Genomic DNA, 19,903 nt, shown 5'->3' on the forward strand with positions numbered 1-19,903 from the left:
CGAACGCCATTTTCTAGCGGCGCATAATACAGGAGTTGCGACAAACAGTCCCTATTGAAACGCTAATGCATTCCACTGTATTTTTCATTTTGCTCAGAATTAAGCCAAGTCAGTTTCTGAGCGAGAAAGCGCCCTGACTCGTTCAAACGCCTGCTGTAAATCAGCGATTAAATCTTCAGTGTCTTCGATCCCCACAGATATCCGCACTAAACCTTCAGAAATGCCCAGCGCTAAACGCTCTTCTAACGTATTTTCCACATGGCTTGTGGTTCTGGCCGGTCCATAAATGGTTTCTACCGCGCCCAAGTTACCTGCGCAATGAGCGTATTGTAATTGCGGCAATAAGATCTTCACCGTATCCATACCACCCGCTAAAACAAAACTCACAATTGCTCCAAAACCTCGCATCTGCTCGCAGGCAATAGCATGATTAGGATGACTTGGTAATCCAGGATAATTCACCGCCTCAACCAAAGGTTCCGTTAATAAATATTCCGCAATCGCTTGTGCGCTGCTTTGTTGCTGACGAATTCGTAGAGCCAAGGTTTTCATACCACGAATAATCAAATACGCCGAAAATGGATCCAACGAAGCACCATTAATTTCTCGATAATGACGAACTTTGGACATTAGCTCTTCGGAACCACACACCAAACCGCCCATCGCATCGGCGTGACCACTTAAGAACTTAGTCGCACTGTGCACAACAATATCCACACCCAATGCCAAAGGACTTTGGTTCAGTGGTGTCGCAAAAGTGTTATCCGCAATCACCAAGGCGCCGACTTTTTTAGCCGCCGCCACAAGACGTTTTACATCGACAATTTTCAATGTCGGGTTAGTTGGTGTTTCCAAATATAAAACATCGCAACCTTTGGCGATTTCCTCTTCGATTTGCTCGTGACTGTGAGTTTCGCAAAGCGTAACGCTCACCCCCATGCGCGGTAAAAATTCTTCAAAGACTTTATTGGTGCCGCCATAACTGTCTTTCGTCGACACAACACGGCAGCCATTTGATAAAAAGGTATAAAGCACACTACTGATCGCCGCCATACCCGTACTAAAAGCAACCGCTGACTCTGCGTTTTCTAAGCCACAAATCTTCGCTTCTAAGGTTTCTACGGTAGGATTGCTCATACGGCTATAAATAAAACCGGGGGCAGCACCTAAAGCAACGTCGTACCATTCATCGATATCTTGGTAGCCATAAGCGGCACTCGCGATAATAGGAGTTTGCGTCGCACGATAAGGATGCTCTACCTGCTCGCCGCTCCATACAGACCGTGTTCCACTTCCTGCTTGATCAAGCGCCAACCTAGCCAATTTCTCACTCATTACAGATCTCTCACATTCTATGGCTAAACAGCCAGTATAAATTCCATTAGCTTTCACTATAGCCAAACGAGTAAAACGCGAGAAATCATCTTATCAAGCACTAAGGGGCGTTTTTTTTAATGGATAAAATTACGACCTAATGACTTATACTGTCTATTCCTCCATGTTCATTTCCTGACTTCTAGGACCTTTAATGAAACCTGCTGCTTCGCCTAATAATACTGTCGATAAAAATATGTTTGGCGTCTTTCGTTATAGCCGCCGCGCTATTGATTTGGTGTGGAAAACTTCACCTGCGTTAACCATTGGCTTGGCACTAGCAACGCTGGTTGCTGGCGTGCTGCCTGCGGCGATGGCGTATGTTGGGCAGTTAATCGTCGATGCCGTACTGGCTGCAATGGAAAGTTACAAGCAGGATCAAGTTCTGCATTATCAAACTGCACTAAACTATGTGGTCTTAGAGGGAATATTGGTGTTGGTGATTGCCGCCGCGCAACGCGCCTTGACCGCGCAGCAGGCTATTTTACAAGGCTTGTTAGGTCAAAAAGTTAACTTACTGATTTTAGAAAAAGCCCAAAGCTTAACCCTGTCTCATTTTGAAGATTCTGAATTTTACGACAAACTAGTTCGCGCCCGTCGCGAGGCATCTAGCCGCCCGCTTGCTCTGGTTAATAAAACCTTTGCCTTACTACAAAATGCTATCTCGTTATCCAGCTTTGCTGTCTTGCTGTGGCACTTTTCTCCGTGGGCATTGGCGTTATTGATTTGTGGCGCTTTGCCTTCTTTTATCGCTGAGGCCAAGTTTTCGGGTGATGCTTTTTTGATGTTTCGTTGGCGCTCGCCAGAAGTGCGTCAGCAAAACTATTTGGAAACCTTGTTGGCTCGGGAAGACAACATTAAAGAAGTTCGCCTGTATCAATTGGGTGATCGTTTTTTACAGCGTTACACAGAAATATTCATCAAGCTATTCAAAGAAAGTAAGCGACTAATTTTACGCCGCGAAAGCTGGGGCTTCGCCCTTGGCGTCATCAGCACCTTGGTGTTTTATGGCGCCTATGGCTGGATCGTCAGCGACACTATCATTGGCGCGATAACCTTGGGTCAAATGACCATGTATTTGCTGTTATTCAAGCAAGGTCAAAGTTCGGTTTCCGCTTCACTTACCGCCATTAGTGGCATGTACGAAGACAATTTGTATCTATCCAACCTCTACGAATATCTAGAGCAGGAAACGCCGCTTTCAACATCAGGTTTGTTAGTAGGACCAACTCCAAACGATGGCATTCGTTTTGAAAACGTCTCTTTCCGATATCCAGGTAGTGAACGACCTGCACTTGCCAACATCAATCTACACATTCGCCCAGGCCATAGCCTCGCGATTGTCGGTGAAAACGGCTCAGGCAAAACTACTCTCATCAAACTGCTGACTCGTCTTTATAACCCAACTCAAGGACGAATCTTGCTAGACGGCTTAGACTTACTGGAATGGGAAGAAAGCGCGCTGCTAAAGCGTGTTGGCGTTATATTCCAAGACTTTGTGCGTTATCAATTTATTGTTGGCGAAAACATCGGCGCTGGTGATAATGACAGATTCAATGATCAAACCGGATGGAAAAAAGCCGCCGAACTTGGCAAGGCCACCGACTTTATTGATCAACTTGAAAACGGCTACCAAACCCAACTGGGCCGCTGGTTCCGCGGTGGACAAGAATTGTCTGGTGGGCAATGGCAAAAAATCGCCTTGGCGCGCGCCTTTATGCGCGAAGACGCGGATATCTTGGTATTAGATGAACCGACAGCGGCGATGGATGCTCAAGCCGAAGCCAATATCTTCCAGCATTTCCAAGAACACACCAAAGACAAAATGGCAATTCTGATTTCTCACCGATTTTCCACAGTGCGTCTTGCTCACGAGATTATCGTCATGGAGCATGGGCAAATCAAAGAGCGCGGCACCCACGATTCACTATTAGCTCAACAAGGCCAATACGCACATTTGTTTACCTTGCAGGCGCAGGGTTATAAATAACTAGGCACATTATTATAAATAGCCACTAACGTGTTTTGCCATGCCCACTTTTAACAAAGACGTTATGGCGACACACTTTTTCTAGGCTCATTGCCAATACGCTCAAAATCACAATACCGCCACCTAGCACAACCAAAATAGAAGGCAACTCACCCAAAATAAACGACGCCATTACCATAGAAGTAGGCGGAATCAAATACAGCACAATGGATATTTTGCTGACTTCCGTATGCGACAAAACATAAGCCCAAGCCACATACGCTAATGCGCTCGGGAAAATGCCCAAAATCACCACTGCAAAATTTAACTGAAAGTCAGAAGCCAACATCGAGGTCAACAAACCAGGAGAAAATACAAGCAAAACCACTGTGCCAGTCCACACCGTATAACACACCATGGTTAAGGTACTGTAACTCTGCGAATAACGTTTTTGCAGAATGAAATACACACTCCAAGAGCAAGCCGCCACAAGAATCAATAAACCATTAAGGCTGATATTGCCGATGCCTTTATCACCGATCACTACGATCAGCGCGCCTATCATGCCGCAGAATACACAGCACCAACGCCATAAATTAATTCGCTCCTTTAAAACACAGCGCGAAATAATCACGGTAAAAATCGGCGTTGATTGCGCTAACACACTCGCAGCACCCGCACTCACCCCTCGCTGACCAAAATTTAACGCAATGTGATGCAAGGCCACAGCAAAAAAGCCAAGCACAAACAACAAGGGAATATCCTTCACTTTGGGCACTTGCACACCCTGATAAATCGCCACTATTCCCATAAAAATCGAGGCAATAATAAAGCGTAATAGGGCTAACTGACCGGGCGAATATGATGCAAGACCAAGATGAATACCGATTGGCGAATACGCCCAACACACCACAACAAACATCGTAGCAATAACTAGCTTGGCCTCCGTCTTTCTATTCACCTTTTGCATATATAACCCTTTTTAAATTCACTCGCCGTCTAAGAAGGAGTTAGTATTAAGAGAAAGGCGCAATACAACAATTAACGAATACTGCATCCAGTATTCACTTGGAATGAATGATGGAACTAGCTCAAATCCGAATGTTCAAAACGGTCGCTAATCTTGGTAGCGTGGTACAAGCATCCACAGCATTGCACTGTGTTCCCTCTAATGTGACAGCGAGAATTAAGGCACTTGAAGCTGAGTTAAAAGTGTCGCTGTTTTACCGAGAAGGACGCGGACTGCGCATTACACCAGCTGGAGAAGTGTTTCTAACTTATGCCGAGAAAATTTTAGCATTAACAGAAGAAGCCAAACGAGCTGTTGATCCAACGTCTGAACCATCTGGTCCACTGCGCATTGGTGCTATTGAATCCTCGGCAACCAGTCGTTTACCACCGATGCTGACAAAGTTTCACGCACAATACCCAAACGTTGAGCTGCAATTTAAAACGGGGACTTGGTCACAACTTGTAGACGACATACAGCATCACAGATTAGATGGCGCCATTGTCGCCGTTGATATTGACCGACCTTTTTTAGACAGCACCACTTTCTTCAATGAAGATCTGGTGCTTATTTCCTCCGCCTCTGCTGCCCCTATCAAATCCGCGAATGATATAGAAGGAAAAGCCATTTTTATGTGGCCGGAAGCCTGCCCATATCGAGCTGCACTAGCAACTTGGCTAAGGAAAAACAAGGTAAAAACGCCCATCACCAGTATCGCCAGTTACGGCACCATTATTGGCTGCGTCAGTGCTGGAAGCGGCATATCGCTCGTTCCAAAAGGCATTTACGAACAATATCAATCGGGCATGGGATTAGTTGGATATGAGTTTGCAGAATTAGAAACTATTGAAAACCGCTTTATTTGGCGCAATGATGGTGGCCATTTTCCGGCTTTAGACGCTTTCACTCAGATGATTCAGCAAAATAACCATTGCGAATAATCATCAAACAATTCATAGGAAAAACCGTTTTGAACAGACGTAATTTTATAAAATCCAGCCTCTTAGTGGCCATGACAAGTACGCTACCTAGAGTCATTCTTGCTGCTACACCGTCTGCTGGTTTCGACTATGAATTGATCGTCGCGCCAGTCGATGTAAACATTGTTTCAGGTGGAAGCACGCCAGCGCTTTGCTTTAATGGCGGTTATCCTGCGCCTGTGATTCGCGCCAAGCAACATCAGCCTGTTCGTATTCGTGTGATCAACAAGTTAAACGAACCCACCACGATTCATTGGCATGGTATGAGAATCCCGATTGCAATGGATGGCGTGCCGTTTTTAAGCCAACCACCAATTATGCCCGGCGAAACATTTGACTATGAGTTTACGCCACCAGATGCAGGTTCTTTTTGGTATCATCCACACATGAACAGCGTAGAACAGCTTGGCAAAGGCTTGGTTGGTGCACTGATCGTTGATGAAGCGGAGAAACCAGACTTTGATGAAGATCTGGTGCTTTGCATGAAAAACTGGCACATCAAAGACGATGGTTCTTTTACCGCGTTGACGACGCCACAAAATGCTTTTCGCATGGGAACACCCGGTCGAGTAATGACAATCAACGGCCAGATTCACCCAACCTATGAAGTCCCTGCTAGCGGAGCTATTCGCGTGCGCTTCTTGAATGTGGATAACACCCTACTTTATCAAGTGAACTCAACCGATCCTCAGGCTCAGATCCTCGCCATTGATGGTAATCCGATTGCCCAGCCAATTGCCTTAACTGAGCACGCAGTAGGGCCAGGAATGCGCCTTGATCTTGGTGTGATCGCGCCTAGCAAAGTCGGAGAAACTGTCACCTTTAAGCACAAGGGTAAACCTATGGTGACCATCAAAGCCGTGGCAAGCCAGTTTAAAGACCGCAGCTTACCTAAGCTGCCACTCAACCCAATTCCCGCTCCAGATTTAGATAACGCGGAAACTATTAAATTTGCTTTTGAGTGGAACGCGAACATAACGCCGATTGAGAAAGATGGCGAAGTCAGCTACAACTTTTGGACAATGAATCGTCGCTCTTGGGAAGGCATGTCAAAAGGTCACATTCCTGATCCTCTTGCCACACTAGAACGTGGTAAAACTTATATATTCGAGCTATCTAATTTAACCCAGTATCACCATCCGATTCACATACATGGTCATACGTTTACCGTGTTAAGTTCGAACAAAAAGGCCATCACACCATTTCATACGGATACGGTTTTGCTTGGTCAAAACGAAACTGTGCTTGCTGCATTAGTTGCCGATAACCCAGGGCGCTGGATGTATCACTGCCATATTATCGAACACCTAAAAACAGGCTTTATGAGTTTTGTTGAAGTGACATAAAGCATAAGACCCTCACTAAGAGACCAGATTCGAAATTAATCTGATCTCTTTACTTATCAGAGCTTATGACTAAATAAAGTCATCACTACCAAAATCATCAAAGCCGCCCATGTCGTCGAATCCGCCTTGATCGACACCACCAGAATCAATGTCACTTTGATCCATATTGGCTTGATCAAAACCCGCCTGACCAAAGCCTCGGTTAGGATCTAAACTATCTCCCGATTGATCAAAGCCTGCCTGATCAAAACCACCGCTATCAGCAAAACTCTCCTGACCAGAACCTGATGCAGATCCAAGGTCTGGCTCTTGTCCAAGATCAGAGGCCGCAGGCGTTTCATTAATAACATTGGCCATTTCTGCTTCAGAATGATGACTAAACATGTTCATCAACATATTCCCAACGACCATACCACCAGCTACACCAGCGGCCGTTTGCAGCGCGCCACCTAAAAAGCTACTACTACGGCCAGCGCCTTGTGATTGATTGTTTGACTGCTGAAAGTTTGATTGCTGACTATTTGATTGCTGAAAACCTTGTTGTGAGCCATTGCCTCGGCCCCAACCAGAATGAGATTTAGCTGTATTTTGCTGCGTTGTTGAGTCATATGACGAGCTTTGATCACCGCCAAACAGCCCCGACAAAAAACCACCTGAACTAGGCTTTGCAGACGTCTTGCGTTCTAACTCTTCGACTCGGACATTTAACTGCTTTAATGCGGCTTCTTGCATGATAATAGTTTGCGCCATGTAATAAGGCGCGGCAGGATTTGCCACTAAATGTTTGTTAATCTGACTTTCCGCTTCTTTATCGCGTTCACCTGAATTGTCTTCTGCCGTTTTAATTCGCTCGAACAAACTATCAATCAAACCGTTTGCGTCGTTACTCATCACTTTATCTCCAACCTAAACATTACCTTTGCACAAAGGTCTCTAAAAAAGTCAGCAGGCACATCAAAAAATAGCCTGCAATCTCTTTATGATAAGGCCGCCCGACTCGCGAACAAGTGATTAAAGAGTCAGGAAAAAGGAAACAAGGCTTTGAGGAAGGTTAATATTTTTACTTAGTTGAACAATTGATAGAAGGATAAACAAAGAAGTGAATTAAAAACAAAAACGCCAGATCAAAAAATGATCTGGCGTTTCATATTTGTGATCAAATAGCATTGCTTATCGATCGTCGTCGCTCTCTGCGTTTTCTAGATCTTCATCTTCTTCTTGCTCATCAGCAGCGTCACGTTTTGTACGCTGTGCTGGCGCAGCTAGAATTTCAAGATAGAACTCAGTCCACTCTTGACTTTCGGCAAAGCTGATTTTTTCATTGATTTGAGCGACATGAATCTCTTCAGCCAACGCTTCTGTTTGACCAAAGCGACAATCAAATCCCCAAAAGTCAGCGTATTCTGGCAATTTTTTATTGCGCTCTCTTTTTAAATATTTTTTAACTTCGTTTTTCGTCGCTTCAACTAAGCGTGGGTATTTGATTGTTGGGTGAGATAGCTTGAATGTCTTTTTCATTAGGATCCTAAAGAATTGAATGACTGGAAGTGACGTAACACATTCCAATTACCGAGCATGATAACGGATCGCCTTATTTGTCGCCATGAATAAGTCGTTAAAATAGGTAGCTGCTGGCAATCCAACAGCCACATATCAGACGATTTTGCTTTAGTTACCGGTTATTCAGCTTGATAAGCCATCAATAAACGATGGATAAAAGCCAGCTTATCCCGCACTACTGGAACCAAGACAAAAGGATATAAATCCGGTTGTCCCATGCCACGATTTAAATTGTTCACAGCAAAGGTTAACGGTACATATTGCGCGAGAATCTCGTCGAAATTATCGTGTCGATAAGGATCGATATTCACCATCACGGCGAGATTTTGTCGATTTGAACCAACGGGTTGAAGACTCAAACCAAGATCACTGGCCATTTCCAAAGTATCGACAATATGCAGATAATGCGCCCATGTTTCTGCCCAGTCTTCCCAAGCATGTGAAGACGCATATACGCTTACGAAAGACTGCTGCCAATCTGGGTTTGGCGTTTTGTAATGAGCCTCTAACGCATCGGCGTAACTGGCACGATCATCGCCAAAAAGAGCTCTAAAATCTGCTAAAACCTGTTCATCATCAAAAACCAGCTGATCCCAATAATAATGGCCAATTTCATGGCGAAAATGTCCAATGACGGTTCGATAAGACTCTTTCATGTCTTCACGCATTTGCTCACGGTCGACCGAATTGCCCTCAGCAGCGTTAATAGTCACCTGTCCAGAAGCATGGCCTGTCATGGCGCTCACATCTTCTGGCACCACGTTATTTTCGGAAATAAAATCAAAAGACAAACCGTCTTCAGGTTCTGTTTTTTTACTTATCAAAGGCAAACCAAGACGCAACAAAGAATACACCAAGCGATGCTTAGCAAACTCCAGTTGTTGCCATGCTTGACGCTCTTCTATTTTTTCTAAATTCGGGATATGACGATTCAATTCACACGCCATACAAAAAGTGCTGCCGCCCTCTTCCACCATCCAGTTACACACTTGATGTTGATGGTTTTCACAGTAGTACCAGCGCTTTGCTGGGATGGACTTATCGGCCATGGCGTACCAAGCATTATCAATCGACTTTAACGCACTAATTACCAATTGATCTGGCAAAAAGCCCAATGATGAAGAACATTGCTCGCAGTGAGTGTTCTCAAATAACACCGTCTGTCCACATTGCTGGCAGCTGAAAATTTTCATAAAACTCCTGCTATCAAAAGAGATAAGCCTGTAAATGTAAAAAATGAAAAAGAGAGAAAAATCGAGCATCGAATCAGCTCAGCACAATTGCGCCTTGCTAGGATCATAGTTTACAGTACGGAAAAACGCCTACCTGTATACTTGCTCATATGGGATGTAATTTCCGCCAATCTAACCATTGAGACAACACATTGCTGAAGAAAAACAACAAAAACTTCACCACTATTTCAGACGTTGCGAAATACGCTAAAGTGGGTAAGACCAGTGTTTCACGTTACCTTAATGGGGAACAAGACAAATTATCAGAAGAGCTGCGAGAAAAAATCGCGCAAGCCATTGCTCATCTGGATTTTCGTCCTAACCATTCGGCTCGCATGCTGCGAGCAGGCCACTCAAAACTGATTGGACTCATGCTCGCCGATGTCACCAATCCATATTCCATAGACGTTTTACAAGGTGTGGAGCATATTTGTCGTCGCGAAGGTTACATGTTGATGGTCTGTAACACAGACAATGAAAAAGAGCTGCAAGATCGCTATTTAGCATTGCTAGAAGCGCACCGAGTCGATGGAATAATAGTGAACACATCGGGCATGGCGCAGAAACAAATTAGCAGTTTGGCACAAATATCTTGCCCTATTGTTCTGGTGGACAGAATCAATACCTCACTTGGCTTCGATACCGTTGGCTTGGATAATGAAGCCGCCGCAAAAGAAGCTTGCCAACATTTGCAAACCAAGGCTTATGAAGCCATTCTCGTCATTACCAAATCTCTTGAAATTGACCCTCGCCAAGCTAGAGTTGATGCAATAAAAACCTTTACCCAAGAACATGAAAATATGTCTTGTGACATCATTGAAATCGAAAACATGACAGTCAGCCAGCTTTCCAAAGCAATTCGAGCTTTCATAGATGCAAACCCACACCGTAAAAAAGCCATCTTTACCACAAATGGTGTCGCCATGATGAGTACCGCGAAAGCCTTAAAACAACTAGACATGCGCATCGGTACACAAATAGGCTTAATCAGCATCGACGATCCTGAATGGGCGCAACTGTTCGAAGGCGGCATTACCGTTATGCGCCAACCAACCCAACTAATAGGCCAAACCGCTTGTGAGCGTTTGCTTGCTAGAGTCCAAGGTAACAACAACCCCGCACAACACATAAAACTAAAAGCCGAACTCGTTATTCGTCATTCCACCTAGTGCCTTTACAAAAAAGTATTTAGATAAAAACAATTTGACTAAAAAACAACCATATAATTTTTTAAAAGCGATTGACAAACTCTATTCATGGAATCGATTCCATGATATCGTCTTTTGCCTAAAGTGTGATCATCATAATCATAAAAATCGATCCATAATGGAGTTACCATGAAAAAACTATTTACTCTGCTAACCGCTGTTGCTGCCATTTCTCTCGCTGGATGCAGTGATGACTCAGCCAAATCTGACACGATTAAAATCGTTGCTGCCCACAATCAAACCAACCTCTCTAGTCCATACCAAACTGGCATGCTAAAACTGAAAGAAGTCGCTGATAAATCAGGTCTTTTCAATGTAGAAGTACACGCAGGAACCATTGGTACCAATGAAAATGAATTGGTTGAAAAACTGGTACTTGGCGGCGCGGACATGGTTCTGGTTTCACCTGGCTTTATGACATCATCAGGTATTGAAGAAGTGGACCTGTTCTCTTTGTTGTACTTGTTTAACGATTACAGCCATTGGGAAAAAGTGGTTGATGGCAAAGTAGGTAAGGATATTGCCGACATCATCTATACCAAGTCTGGTGAAAAGTACCGTGTCGCCGCTTATTGGACCGCCGGTGTGCGTCACTGGTATGGCAAGCAACCGGTTAATTCCTTTGCAGACGTAAAAGGCATGAAAATCCGTACTCAAACGTCCGGCGTAGTGTCTCAATACTGGAAAGAAATCGGCGCTGTACCAACCTCTGTTGCTTGGGCTGAACTTTACCAAGCACTATCAAGCAATGTAGTTGATGCTGCCGAAAATGCTTATCCCTACTTCATTCCAATGGAACACCACAAAACATCCAACGGTAAGTACATTTCTGAAACCGGTCATGACTATACCACTCGTCTATTGCTAGTGCGTAATTCAGTATGGGAAAGCTTCAATGATGAACAGCGTACGGCCTTCAACCAAGCAGTAAAAGAGGCGACTCAAGCGGAACGCCAAGCGTTATATAGTGAAGAGTCTACTTACAAGCAAAAAGCCATTGATGATGGTGCCATCGTTAATACGTTAGACCGCACTCCTTTCATTGAAAAAGCACGCTCTATCCAAGATCAGTGGGCGGCGAAAAATGGCATGACAGAGGTTCTTGAAACCATCCGTCAGACTAAATAACGCTCTCTGCTAGCCTAGCTCCGAGGAATCCTCGGAGCTTCAAGGATATAGGTATGAAAATACTGACTAATTTTATTGCTCGACTCCAAATCAGTTTAGGCGTTTTGCTACTGGTGATTTTCCTCGCCGCGACCTTGATTCAAGTAGTTACTCGCTACCTAGGTATTTCGGTGTTATGGACGGAAGAAATCGCCGTAAATTCTTTTATCTGGGCCATGTTCCTTGGCACAGCAGTCATGGTAAAAGAAAACAAACACTTTGGTTTTGACGTTCTCACGCATTATTTCCAAGGCGATAAACGCTCGGTTTTAGTGATTATTCAGAATCTTATCATGTTGATTTTCTGTTTATTCTGCTCGCTATACAGTGTTGAAATCACTCAAGCATTTTGGAACTCGCGCTGGATCAGTATCCCTGAATTTCGACAAGGCTATGTGTGGCTGATTATGCCAATCACCTTTATTAGCTCCAGTGTTTATCTGGTGGATAACATCTACAACGAAGCGAAAACATTGTCTTGCTTCAAGGGGGCTTCATGGAACTTGCGTTAATCACCTTATTATTTGTTGGTCTTATTATTCTTGGGATACCCATTGCCTTCTCTATCGGTATCGCTTCTTTAGTGGGTATTGGCACCATGACTGGCGCGCCAACGACCATGATCCCAATGAAGATGTTCTACGGCCTTAACTCTTATGTGTTACTCGCTGTGCCACTATTTGTGTTAACAGCTAACATCATGAACAGCGGCCAGATATCTCATCGACTTATCAACTTTTCTATCGCCTTAGTCGGTCGCAAACCGGGCGGGCTTGGTCACGCAAACGTATTGGTCTCCATGTTGTTTGCTGGTGTTAGTGGATCGTCTACTGCCGATACAGCTGGCGTGGGAAAAATCCTCATACCTAACATGATCAACAAAGGCTACAGTCGCGAAATGTCGGTTGGAGTTACAGCCGCCTCGTCTACCATTGGTGGCATTATTCCACCTAGTATTACCATGGTAATTTATGGTGGACTGACGAATACCTCGGTTGGGCAATTATTTATCGGCGGCATGGTGCCAGGGATTCTTATCGGCCTTGGAATGATGTTTGTCATTAGTATTATTGCCAAACGTGACAACTTGCCGATGATGGAAAAGATCAGTCGTGCGGAATTTATCGCTCTAAGCAAAGACGCCATTCCTGCGATGATCACGCCTCTTATCATTATTGGTGGTATTGTTTTTGGTGTCTTCACTCCAACAGAAGCTGCAGCGTTCTCAGCAGTTTATGCTTACTTCGTTAGTGCGTATTACTACAAATCCATCAGCCTCAAAGATTTGCCAAAGATTTTCACCGAAACCTTAAAGCTTAGCTGCTTATCACTATTTGCTTTGGCGGCAGCTTCGGCTCTCGGGGAATTCCTTGGCTATTATCAAATCAATGCGATGGTATCGAACTTTTTCAGCGGAATAGGTAATAATGAATACTTGTTCCTATTCATTATTGTGGCCTTTTTCCTATTTATCGGCACCTTTATGGATGCCATTCCAGCCATGGTGCTGTTTGTACCGGTTATTTATCCTGTCGCACTTACATTAGGAGTCGACCCAGTTCAACTCGGCATTGTGGTTATTATTACTTTATCCATTGGCTTAATTACACCGCCTTATGGTTTGTGTTTGTTAATAGCAAGTGCCATTGGCGAACTGTCCATAGACAAGTCATTCAAAGCGGTTATGCCATATATTTCAGTCATCATACTAGTACTGGTTGCCGTTATATTCATGCCATTTATATTGTTGATATAGGCTAAAAATAAGAAGGAATCATCCATTATGGAAACAAATCAAACACACTCTTTTGTTACTCTTGGTGAAGCAATGGCCATGTTTGTAGCGAAAACACCGGGGCAACTCGCTGACATTGAAGAATTCCATCGTTCTTTAGCTGGGGCGGAAGTCAATGTCGCTATCGGTATGGCTCGTTTAGGTTTTGAAGCCAGCTATATTAGTAAAGTAGGTAAAGACAGCTTTGGGCAGTTTATTCGCCAAGCAATAAGCAAAGAAAACATTCACACTGATTGGATTTCTGAAAGCGCCAACCACGCTACTGGTTTTATGTTGAAGTCTAATGTAACCGATGGCAGCGATCCTAAGGTCGAGTATTTCCGTCGTAACTCTGCCGCATCAACATTAAGCGCAACAGACATTGATAACACTTTATTCAAAGCAGGCGCACATTTGCATCTAACTGGTGTCGCCGCAGCGGTATCGGTACCAATGCGAGACGCAGCAAAACACGCGTTAGAACTCGCTAAGAAACAAGGCTGCAGCGTCTCTTTTGACACCAACTTACGCCCTTCCCTTTGGCCTAATCAAGCAACCATGGTAGCAACCATCAATGAATTTGCTTTTGCCAGCGATATTGTTTTACCAGGTATAGAAGAAGGTAAAATCCTCGCCAATAGTGATCAACCAGAGGTGATTGCCAACTTTTATCTTCAGCGTGGCGTCAAAACGGTTATCGTCAAACTCGGTAGCAAAGGCGCATACTTTAAAACCCGTAATGGTGAATCTGGTACAGTCGCTGGCTTCCCTGTAGCAAAAGTAGTCGATACAGTTGGAGCGGGAGATAGCTTTGCTGTTGGCGTGATATCTGCTCTACTAGATGGTAAAACAATAGAACAAGCCGCTCGTCGCGGAAACCTGCTAGGCTCTCTGACAGTCCAGGTTCGTGGCGACAGCGAAGGCTTGCCAACTCGTGCACACCTCAATGATTTAGAGAAAGCAGTTTAGAGAAGAGCGACCTAGAAAGAGGCAACTAAAAAGGAATAGTAGGATGAAGAAAAAAGTAATTTTGTACCGAGACATTCCAACAGAAGAACGCCAGCGACTTGAAGTACTGTATGACGTTACCTTCTTTAATAATATCAATGAAGATAACAAAGGTGCCTTCATAGCTGCCCTTGCTGACGCAGAAGGCTTAATTGGCACCAGCACTAAAATGAGTTCAGAGCTATTGAGCCTTGCACCTAAGCTAAAAGCCGCATCAACGATTTCCGTCGGCACAGATCTATATGACTTAAATTATCTCACTGAGCGTGGCATTCCTTTAATGCACACACCTGGCGTACTGAACGAAACCACCGCCGATACATTATTCACTCTGATTATGTGTGCGGCTCGACGTGCTGTAGAGCTATCTAACATGGTGCGAGAAGGTCGCTGGACCAGCAACATAGGCGAAGCCCTTTACGGTACAGATGTGCACGGTAAAACCCTTGGCATTATTGGTATGGGTCGCATTGGTTATGCGATTGCTAAGCGTGGGCATTTTGGTTTTGATATGAAGATTCAATACAGCAACCGCAATCGTAAACCAGATGCTGAACAAGACTTAAACGCTACTTATATGGAGATGGAAGAACTGCTTCAAACGTCAGACTTCGTCTGTGTGATGACGCCGTTAACACCAGAAACCGAACGATTGATTGGCGCAAAAGAATTCGCCATGATGAAGAAAAGCGCTATTTTCATCAATGGTTCCCGTGGCAAAGTGATTGACGAAGCGGCTCTTGTCGACGCCCTAAGCAATGGCACTATTCGCGCAGCCGGTTTAGACGTCTTTGAAGTCGAACCACTACCGGGCGACTCACCGCTTTGTAAACTCGACAATGCTGTCTTGTTTCCACACATCGGCTCAGCAACGGCAGAAACACGTCTTGCTATGATTACTTGCGCTGTGGACAACCTGATCAATGCACTTAATGGTGATATATCACAAAACTGCGCCAATCAACATTTGTTAGACAGATAGCCTTTTGGCTATCTGTTTCTCCTCTAATATATCTTTCTACTCGCTTCTTTTAGTAACAATATATTGATCCAAATCAGCTGTCATAAAAATTGCTAATGATAATCTTTCACTTATGGAGACCACTATGGAAACCACTAAAGTCGAGAGGGATAGCATGTCTAAATTACCTGTTTTTAAAAATGAAAAAGATAACCTTTATTTGCCATTTATGAGCAGCTTCTACAATGCGTTTGCTCAACCATTTGGCTGGGCATTGTTCCGTATTGTTATCGGCGGAATGCTTGTTGTTGAGGGCTGGCCAAAGATCATAGCTCCCTTTGCTCAAGTCGGCTTTGTTGAAAACTTAGGCTTCTATCCAGGTTGGCTTTGGTCACCAATGTTGGCGGGGATGCAATTTTTTGGCGGTATGTTCATTGCGGTGGGTTTGCTAACTCGACCAATCGCTCTGGCAAATGCAGTCATGTTAGCCATCACATTATGGTTCCATTTCGCTCATCCTTATGGCGATGCTTTATTAACTCAAGCAGGCATAGATGCGCTGAACTCTGGTAGTGATTTTTTTACTCCAAATGGCATAAAACGCTTAGCGGATGGCGGCGGCGCTTTTCTTACTTCAGTACAACTAAAAGCAGAACTTGCCTCTATCTTCTGGACTGCTGGTGCATTGTTAATCGCAGCGTTCGGCGGGGCTCATTTTTCACTAGATCGTCTACTTAAAAAACAGTTCTAACGTTTTATGCCATTAAAAAAGGAAGAGATTTACGCCATCTCTTCCTTTCATTAATTCTTATTCTGTCTTTCTACACAAAAACTAAAGTACTTAGTTGAAATAAATTACCGCTTAATCTTATTACCAATCCGACTAAACTCTTTTGAAAGCCAAATATAGGTGACTATACCAATCACATCAGATTCAGGTAACGCGCCCCAGTAACGGCTGTCATTACTATTATCTCGCCAATCACCCAACACAAATACTTGGCCTTCTGGCACAACTCTTTCTGGCATAGAAATAGAAACATCACTGCATCGGAAACTCTCATCTACTGAGGAAATTAGCTCTGGCTCACCATTTAACATAACTTGGCCATCTTTAATCGCAACCTTGTCATTCCCTAAGGCGACAATTCGCTGCGTAAACAGCACTTGTCTATTATTGGGATAACGAAACACAACCACATCGCCAATATTTAAAGACTGATCTTGTGTATCGACGGCAATGTAATCACCAGGTTGTAAAGTTGGTTTCATAGGATTAGAAGGAACTTGATACAACTCAAAACCTAGCATCGAGCCACGAGACGAAATTAGAGTTTGGCTAACAACCAGAATCAAAGCAAAAATAGCCAAGTACCAATACCATCGATTATAAGGTTTCAATTCGTAGGTTTTATTGGCTAAAGCAAGCCTTACTGCACTGAACATGGCGTACAAATACAGACATGCTAAAAATAGAATCGAAAACCAAATACCATAAGCTGTCGATAACAAGCCCAGCTTACCTAATAAAAAAAGTACGCCGTATTGAAGTAAAAACAGCAATAAACCTTTCTTAACATTACCAGCGTAGACATGCCCTAAGCCCGGTGACAGAATCGACAACACTAATGCCACGGTAGGTTTTCTTTTCTTAATCACGTCTAGTACCCTTTCCATAAGTAACGGATCATCTCTCACAATGGTTAGTTAATATAAAACTATTTTTATAATTTCATATTATTCCATAAATCTAAAATTTTTTGTCTGGTATCAGGTCGAGAATATGTGAAAAAATCATAATTAATCAAATTGAAATATCTATTATCAAAATATGCTTTTGACCTTACTGTTTTAATGTTTGAATATATCTGTAAACCTATATCTGACGCCAAAGTATTCTGGATTTCAGGATTAGCACTTAGCTCTATAAAATTTTGAGCTAGAATAGGGTTATTACTATTATTTAAAATACTAGCAGCTCCTATTTCATATCCAGTTCCTTCACATGGAATAACCACCTCCAATTCGTCACTTCCTTTTAAATCAATAAAAATATCATGAATAAAAGCAATGGATATGGCATTTTCTCCATTAATTAATGGTGCTAAAGCCTTAAAACCGCTTGAGGTTGTACGACGGACATTTTGTTTTATATCTGATATTATCGATCTCGTTTTTTCACCTTTATATATTTGAAATAATGTACTTAAAAATGTGTAAGATGTACCTGATACATTTGGATCTCCAATGATAATTTGATTTTTGTACCTTGGATCTCCTAGATCAGACCAACATTGAGGAATATCAAGATTTAAATCAGCTAACACTCTCTTATTAACAATAACTCCTAAAACCCCAGCATAAATACCAATACTATGCTGACCGGATATTTCAAAGATATTCCTAGACCAAAAAAGCTGATCCGACAAATTATTTAATTTCATTGGAATTAGCAAATTTCCTTCTGCGGCTTTAAGATGAGTATCTCCTGTCCCACCCCACCAAAGATCAAATCTCTCTTTATTCCCAGCTTCAATTAAACGAAGAACATCCCCTGAGCTTTTTATTTCCATCTGACTAGGAAGGTCAAATAGTTTCGACATTTGAGAGCTTAACCAAGAGCAACTAGCAGGTTTGGCGCTACAATATACTTTTAAAACAACGTCCTGAGCTATAGATTTGCTTGATATAGAGAAAAAAACAATAAAAATAATAAAACGTATCATAAGCACCCTTATATTTTTTTCAGAGAAAAATTGATAGATATTTTTGTACCAAAACCTACTTTACTTTCCAAAAATATAGAGCCACCACTTTGTTTAACAAAACCATATACCATACTTAGACCAAGACCATGGCCTTCACCTTTTTTCCGACCAGTAAAAAATGGTTCGAAAACTCTTCCTTGTATATTTTTAGGAATTCCATGCCCGTTATCTTCTACAACTATTGTGACTCTATCATCTATATTAAGCTGCGATGAAATTTTAATTTTACCATGACCTTTAATAGCATTATTTGAATTTATACAAAGGTTAATAATACTTGTTTCGAATTGACCGGCATCAATATAGGTATACAAAGGCATATCACTAAGAAATAATTCAACGCTAACATCGTCGTTTACAGCAAAACAAATAACCTCATATATTCCTTCTAATATTTCGTTAACATTTATTAATTCTGGAGAAAGTTTTTTAGATCTTGAAAAAGTCAAAAGCCTATCTATTAAGCTTATACTTTTATCTGCTGAAAATAACGCTCTATCTATAACTTTGCCACTTTCCATTGTATTTGTAGACTTAGAATCCCGTAATACATTAAGAGAACTTACAATTACACTTATCATATTATTTATATCATGAGCTACCGAACCAGTGATTATAGCTAAAGCTTCTAACCGTTCAACTTGCTTATTTACCTCTTCAACTTCAGACTTTATAAAAACAATCTTAAACTTATCATTATTAACACTTTTTATTTTTTCTATTTCAAAAGTAATCGTTGGTAAAACCGAATTTTCACTTTCAATAGGGCAAACAGTAGATATAAGGCCATAATCATCATGTATATCAAGGCGAAAGGAGGTTCTTTTAGATTTTGCATCAATATTAGAAAAATAATTTAAATTTTGCTCGTAAAAAAGTGAAGAAAAATATAATGTTTTGTCATCTCCATCCATTAATATATAAGATAATTTTCTTTCCAGCACTATATTTGAAATAGCATCTCTAAATAAAAACAAATCTTTTTCATTCAATCCGGAAAAAACATTTCCTTTCGAATCAAAAGACCTAACATCCATTGAGTCTGACAAAGACAAAAAAAGTCTTTTATTCGATTTGATAAGGAAGAAACAAATATAAAATAGAATTAAGCAAGAAAAAAAAGAAGAAGTACAAAAAAACAAAAATATTAACCTTGAATTTAAAGTAATACTTTCACCCTGCGAACGATGGAAATCAAACAGTATATCATTTGACAAATCATCAGTTTTTGATTTTATTTTATCTAAACTTTGATTCAAAAGTATGTTTAGTGATATTATTTCCTCCATTGTTGAAAAAACATTAAATGAACCAAGCGATATATTTTTTATCTTTCTTCCTTCCATACCAAAGTCATCAATAGATATTGTGTTTGATATCTTAAAAAATTCTCTATATAGCTCACCTAATTCTAATAAATTTTTAGCTTCTATTGTCGATTCCAACAACTTCCACAAATAAATTCTTTCATGTTTTTCATTAAGATCTATACCATTTAAAACAATCACTCTTAAATTATTTTTTCTTTGAATATAGTCTTCCCTAAT

General features: G+C 42.0%; 18 protein-coding genes. 10 read left to right on the plus strand and 8 right to left on the minus strand.

Annotated elements, in window-relative coordinates:
- Positions 1–99: 99 nt before the first annotated feature.
- Positions 100–1,335: a cystathionine gamma-synthase family protein gene (locus CCS02_RS18410; protein WP_100637392.1), complete on the minus strand. Its 1,236-nt coding sequence runs from the start codon at positions 1,333–1,335 to the stop codon at positions 100–102.
- 193 nt (positions 1,336–1,528) lie between these two features.
- On the opposite strand from CCS02_RS18410, the gene CCS02_RS18415 reads away from it, so the two are divergent.
- Positions 1,529–3,364: an ABC transporter ATP-binding protein gene (locus CCS02_RS18415; RefSeq protein WP_100637393.1), complete on the plus strand. Its 1,836-nt coding sequence runs from the start codon at positions 1,529–1,531 to the stop codon at positions 3,362–3,364.
- A 25-nt stretch (positions 3,365–3,389) separates the two neighbouring features.
- Here the strand turns inward: CCS02_RS18415 and CCS02_RS18420 are convergent, their stop codons facing one another.
- Positions 3,390–4,313, minus strand: coding sequence for a DMT family transporter (locus CCS02_RS18420; protein ID WP_100637394.1), 924 nt, complete (start codon positions 4,311–4,313; stop codon positions 3,390–3,392).
- Positions 4,314–4,423: 110 nt separating this feature from the next.
- On the opposite strand from CCS02_RS18420, the gene CCS02_RS18425 reads away from it, so the two are divergent.
- Complete coding sequence (locus tag CCS02_RS18425; RefSeq protein ID WP_072840680.1) at positions 4,424–5,293, plus strand: LysR family transcriptional regulator; 870 nt, start codon at positions 4,424–4,426, stop codon at positions 5,291–5,293.
- A gap of 29 nt (positions 5,294–5,322) precedes the next feature.
- Positions 5,323–6,678 (plus strand): multicopper oxidase family protein, encoded by a 1,356-nt coding sequence (locus CCS02_RS18430; protein ID WP_232728914.1) that lies wholly within the window; start codon positions 5,323–5,325, stop codon positions 6,676–6,678.
- A 69-nt stretch (positions 6,679–6,747) separates the two neighbouring features.
- On the opposite strand, the gene CCS02_RS18435 is transcribed toward CCS02_RS18430, so the two are convergent.
- The 3 genes from CCS02_RS18435 to CCS02_RS18445 all read right to left on the minus strand — a co-directional run bounded on the left by CCS02_RS18435 (position 6,748) and on the right by CCS02_RS18445 (position 9,431).
- Positions 6,748–7,569 (minus strand): DUF2076 domain-containing protein, encoded by an 822-nt coding sequence (locus CCS02_RS18435; protein ID WP_100637395.1) that lies wholly within the window; start codon positions 7,567–7,569, stop codon positions 6,748–6,750.
- Positions 7,570–7,848: 279 nt separating this feature from the next.
- Positions 7,849–8,196, minus strand: coding sequence for a DUF6172 family protein (locus CCS02_RS18440; protein ID WP_100637396.1), 348 nt, complete (start codon positions 8,194–8,196; stop codon positions 7,849–7,851).
- A gap of 161 nt (positions 8,197–8,357) precedes the next feature.
- Positions 8,358–9,431: a zinc-binding metallopeptidase family protein gene (locus CCS02_RS18445; protein WP_012071368.1), complete on the minus strand. Its 1,074-nt coding sequence runs from the start codon at positions 9,429–9,431 to the stop codon at positions 8,358–8,360.
- Between the two features lie 191 nt (positions 9,432–9,622).
- Here CCS02_RS18445 and CCS02_RS18450 point away from each other — a divergent pair, with 191 nt between their 5' ends.
- From CCS02_RS18450 to CCS02_RS18480, 7 genes are all read left to right on the plus strand, one after another.
- Positions 9,623–10,639 carry a LacI family DNA-binding transcriptional regulator gene (locus tag CCS02_RS18450; protein ID WP_084122481.1) on the plus strand — a complete coding sequence of 339 codons (1,017 nt, stop codon included), beginning with the start codon at positions 9,623–9,625 and terminating at the stop codon, positions 10,637–10,639.
- 168 nt (positions 10,640–10,807) lie between these two features.
- A complete protein-coding gene (locus CCS02_RS18455) occupies positions 10,808–11,806 on the plus strand; it encodes a TRAP transporter substrate-binding protein (protein ID WP_100637397.1) in 999 nt (332 codons plus the stop codon).
- Between the two features lie 53 nt (positions 11,807–11,859).
- The gene (locus tag CCS02_RS18460; protein WP_100637398.1) at positions 11,860–12,357 is read left to right on the plus strand and encodes a TRAP transporter small permease; all 498 of its coding nucleotides are present in this window, start codon (positions 11,860–11,862) and stop codon (positions 12,355–12,357) included.
- Positions 12,342–13,601, plus strand: coding sequence for a TRAP transporter large permease (locus tag CCS02_RS18465; protein ID WP_072840686.1), 1,260 nt, complete (start codon positions 12,342–12,344; stop codon positions 13,599–13,601). The genes CCS02_RS18460 and CCS02_RS18465 overlap by 16 nt, the downstream gene beginning before the upstream one ends.
- 27 nt (positions 13,602–13,628) lie before the next feature.
- On the plus strand, positions 13,629–14,588 hold the full coding sequence (locus CCS02_RS18470; RefSeq protein WP_100637399.1) for a sugar kinase: 960 nt from the start codon (positions 13,629–13,631) through the stop codon (positions 14,586–14,588).
- A 43-nt stretch (positions 14,589–14,631) separates the two neighbouring features.
- Positions 14,632–15,609, plus strand: coding sequence for a 2-hydroxyacid dehydrogenase (locus CCS02_RS18475; protein WP_100637400.1), 978 nt, complete (start codon positions 14,632–14,634; stop codon positions 15,607–15,609).
- Positions 15,610–15,733: 124 nt separating this feature from the next.
- Complete coding sequence (locus CCS02_RS18480) at positions 15,734–16,339, plus strand: DoxX family protein (RefSeq protein ID WP_232728915.1); 606 nt, start codon at positions 15,734–15,736, stop codon at positions 16,337–16,339.
- Positions 16,340–16,443: 104 nt separating this feature from the next.
- On the opposite strand, the gene lepB is transcribed toward CCS02_RS18480, so the two are convergent.
- From lepB to CCS02_RS18495, 3 genes are all read right to left on the minus strand, one after another.
- Complete coding sequence (lepB, locus tag CCS02_RS18485; protein WP_157808013.1) at positions 16,444–17,247, minus strand: signal peptidase I; 804 nt, start codon at positions 17,245–17,247, stop codon at positions 16,444–16,446.
- 65 nt (positions 17,248–17,312) lie between these two features.
- Positions 17,313–18,314 carry an extracellular solute-binding protein gene (locus tag CCS02_RS18490; RefSeq protein WP_100637402.1) on the minus strand — a complete coding sequence of 334 codons (1,002 nt, stop codon included), beginning with the start codon at positions 18,312–18,314 and terminating at the stop codon, positions 17,313–17,315.
- 8 nt (positions 18,315–18,322) lie between these two features.
- Positions 18,323–19,903 (minus strand): sensor histidine kinase (locus tag CCS02_RS18495; protein WP_232728916.1); only part of this gene is annotated, 1,581 nt, incomplete at its 5' end.

Origin of the sequence: Marinomonas sp. ef1 (genome assembly GCF_002806845.1) — a bacterium.
Lineage (GTDB): Bacteria > Pseudomonadota > Gammaproteobacteria > Pseudomonadales > Marinomonadaceae > Marinomonas > Marinomonas polaris.

Bases quoted from the DNA above. Each gene is read 5' to 3' on its own strand.
- CCS02_RS18415 (WP_100637393.1), top strand. From the start codon at position 1,529: ATGAAACCTGCTGCTTCGCCTAATAATACTGTCGATAAAAATATGTTT.
- CCS02_RS18440 (WP_100637396.1), bottom strand. From the start codon at position 8,196: ATGAAAAAGACATTCAAGCTATCTCACCCAACAATCAAATACCCACGC.
- CCS02_RS18435 (WP_100637395.1), bottom strand. From the start codon at position 7,569: ATGAGTAACGACGCAAACGGTTTGATTGATAGTTTGTTCGAGCGAATT.
- CCS02_RS18420 (WP_100637394.1), bottom strand. From the start codon at position 4,313: ATGCAAAAGGTGAATAGAAAGACGGAGGCCAAGCTAGTTATTGCTACG.
- CCS02_RS18465 (WP_072840686.1), top strand. From the start codon at position 12,342: ATGGAACTTGCGTTAATCACCTTATTATTTGTTGGTCTTATTATTCTT.
- CCS02_RS18490 (WP_100637402.1), bottom strand. From the start codon at position 18,314: ATGATACGTTTTATTATTTTTATTGTTTTTTTCTCTATATCAAGCAAA.
- CCS02_RS18445 (WP_012071368.1), bottom strand. From the start codon at position 9,431: ATGAAAATTTTCAGCTGCCAGCAATGTGGACAGACGGTGTTATTTGAG.
- CCS02_RS18475 (WP_100637400.1), top strand. From the start codon at position 14,632: ATGAAGAAAAAAGTAATTTTGTACCGAGACATTCCAACAGAAGAACGC.
- CCS02_RS18470 (WP_100637399.1), top strand. From the start codon at position 13,629: ATGGAAACAAATCAAACACACTCTTTTGTTACTCTTGGTGAAGCAATG.
- CCS02_RS18410 (WP_100637392.1), bottom strand. From the start codon at position 1,335: ATGAGTGAGAAATTGGCTAGGTTGGCGCTTGATCAAGCAGGAAGTGGA.
- CCS02_RS18455 (WP_100637397.1), top strand. From the start codon at position 10,808: ATGAAAAAACTATTTACTCTGCTAACCGCTGTTGCTGCCATTTCTCTC.
- CCS02_RS18480 (WP_232728915.1), top strand. From the start codon at position 15,734: ATGGAAACCACTAAAGTCGAGAGGGATAGCATGTCTAAATTACCTGTT.
- CCS02_RS18425 (WP_072840680.1), top strand. From the start codon at position 4,424: ATGGAACTAGCTCAAATCCGAATGTTCAAAACGGTCGCTAATCTTGGT.
- CCS02_RS18460 (WP_100637398.1), top strand. From the start codon at position 11,860: ATGAAAATACTGACTAATTTTATTGCTCGACTCCAAATCAGTTTAGGC.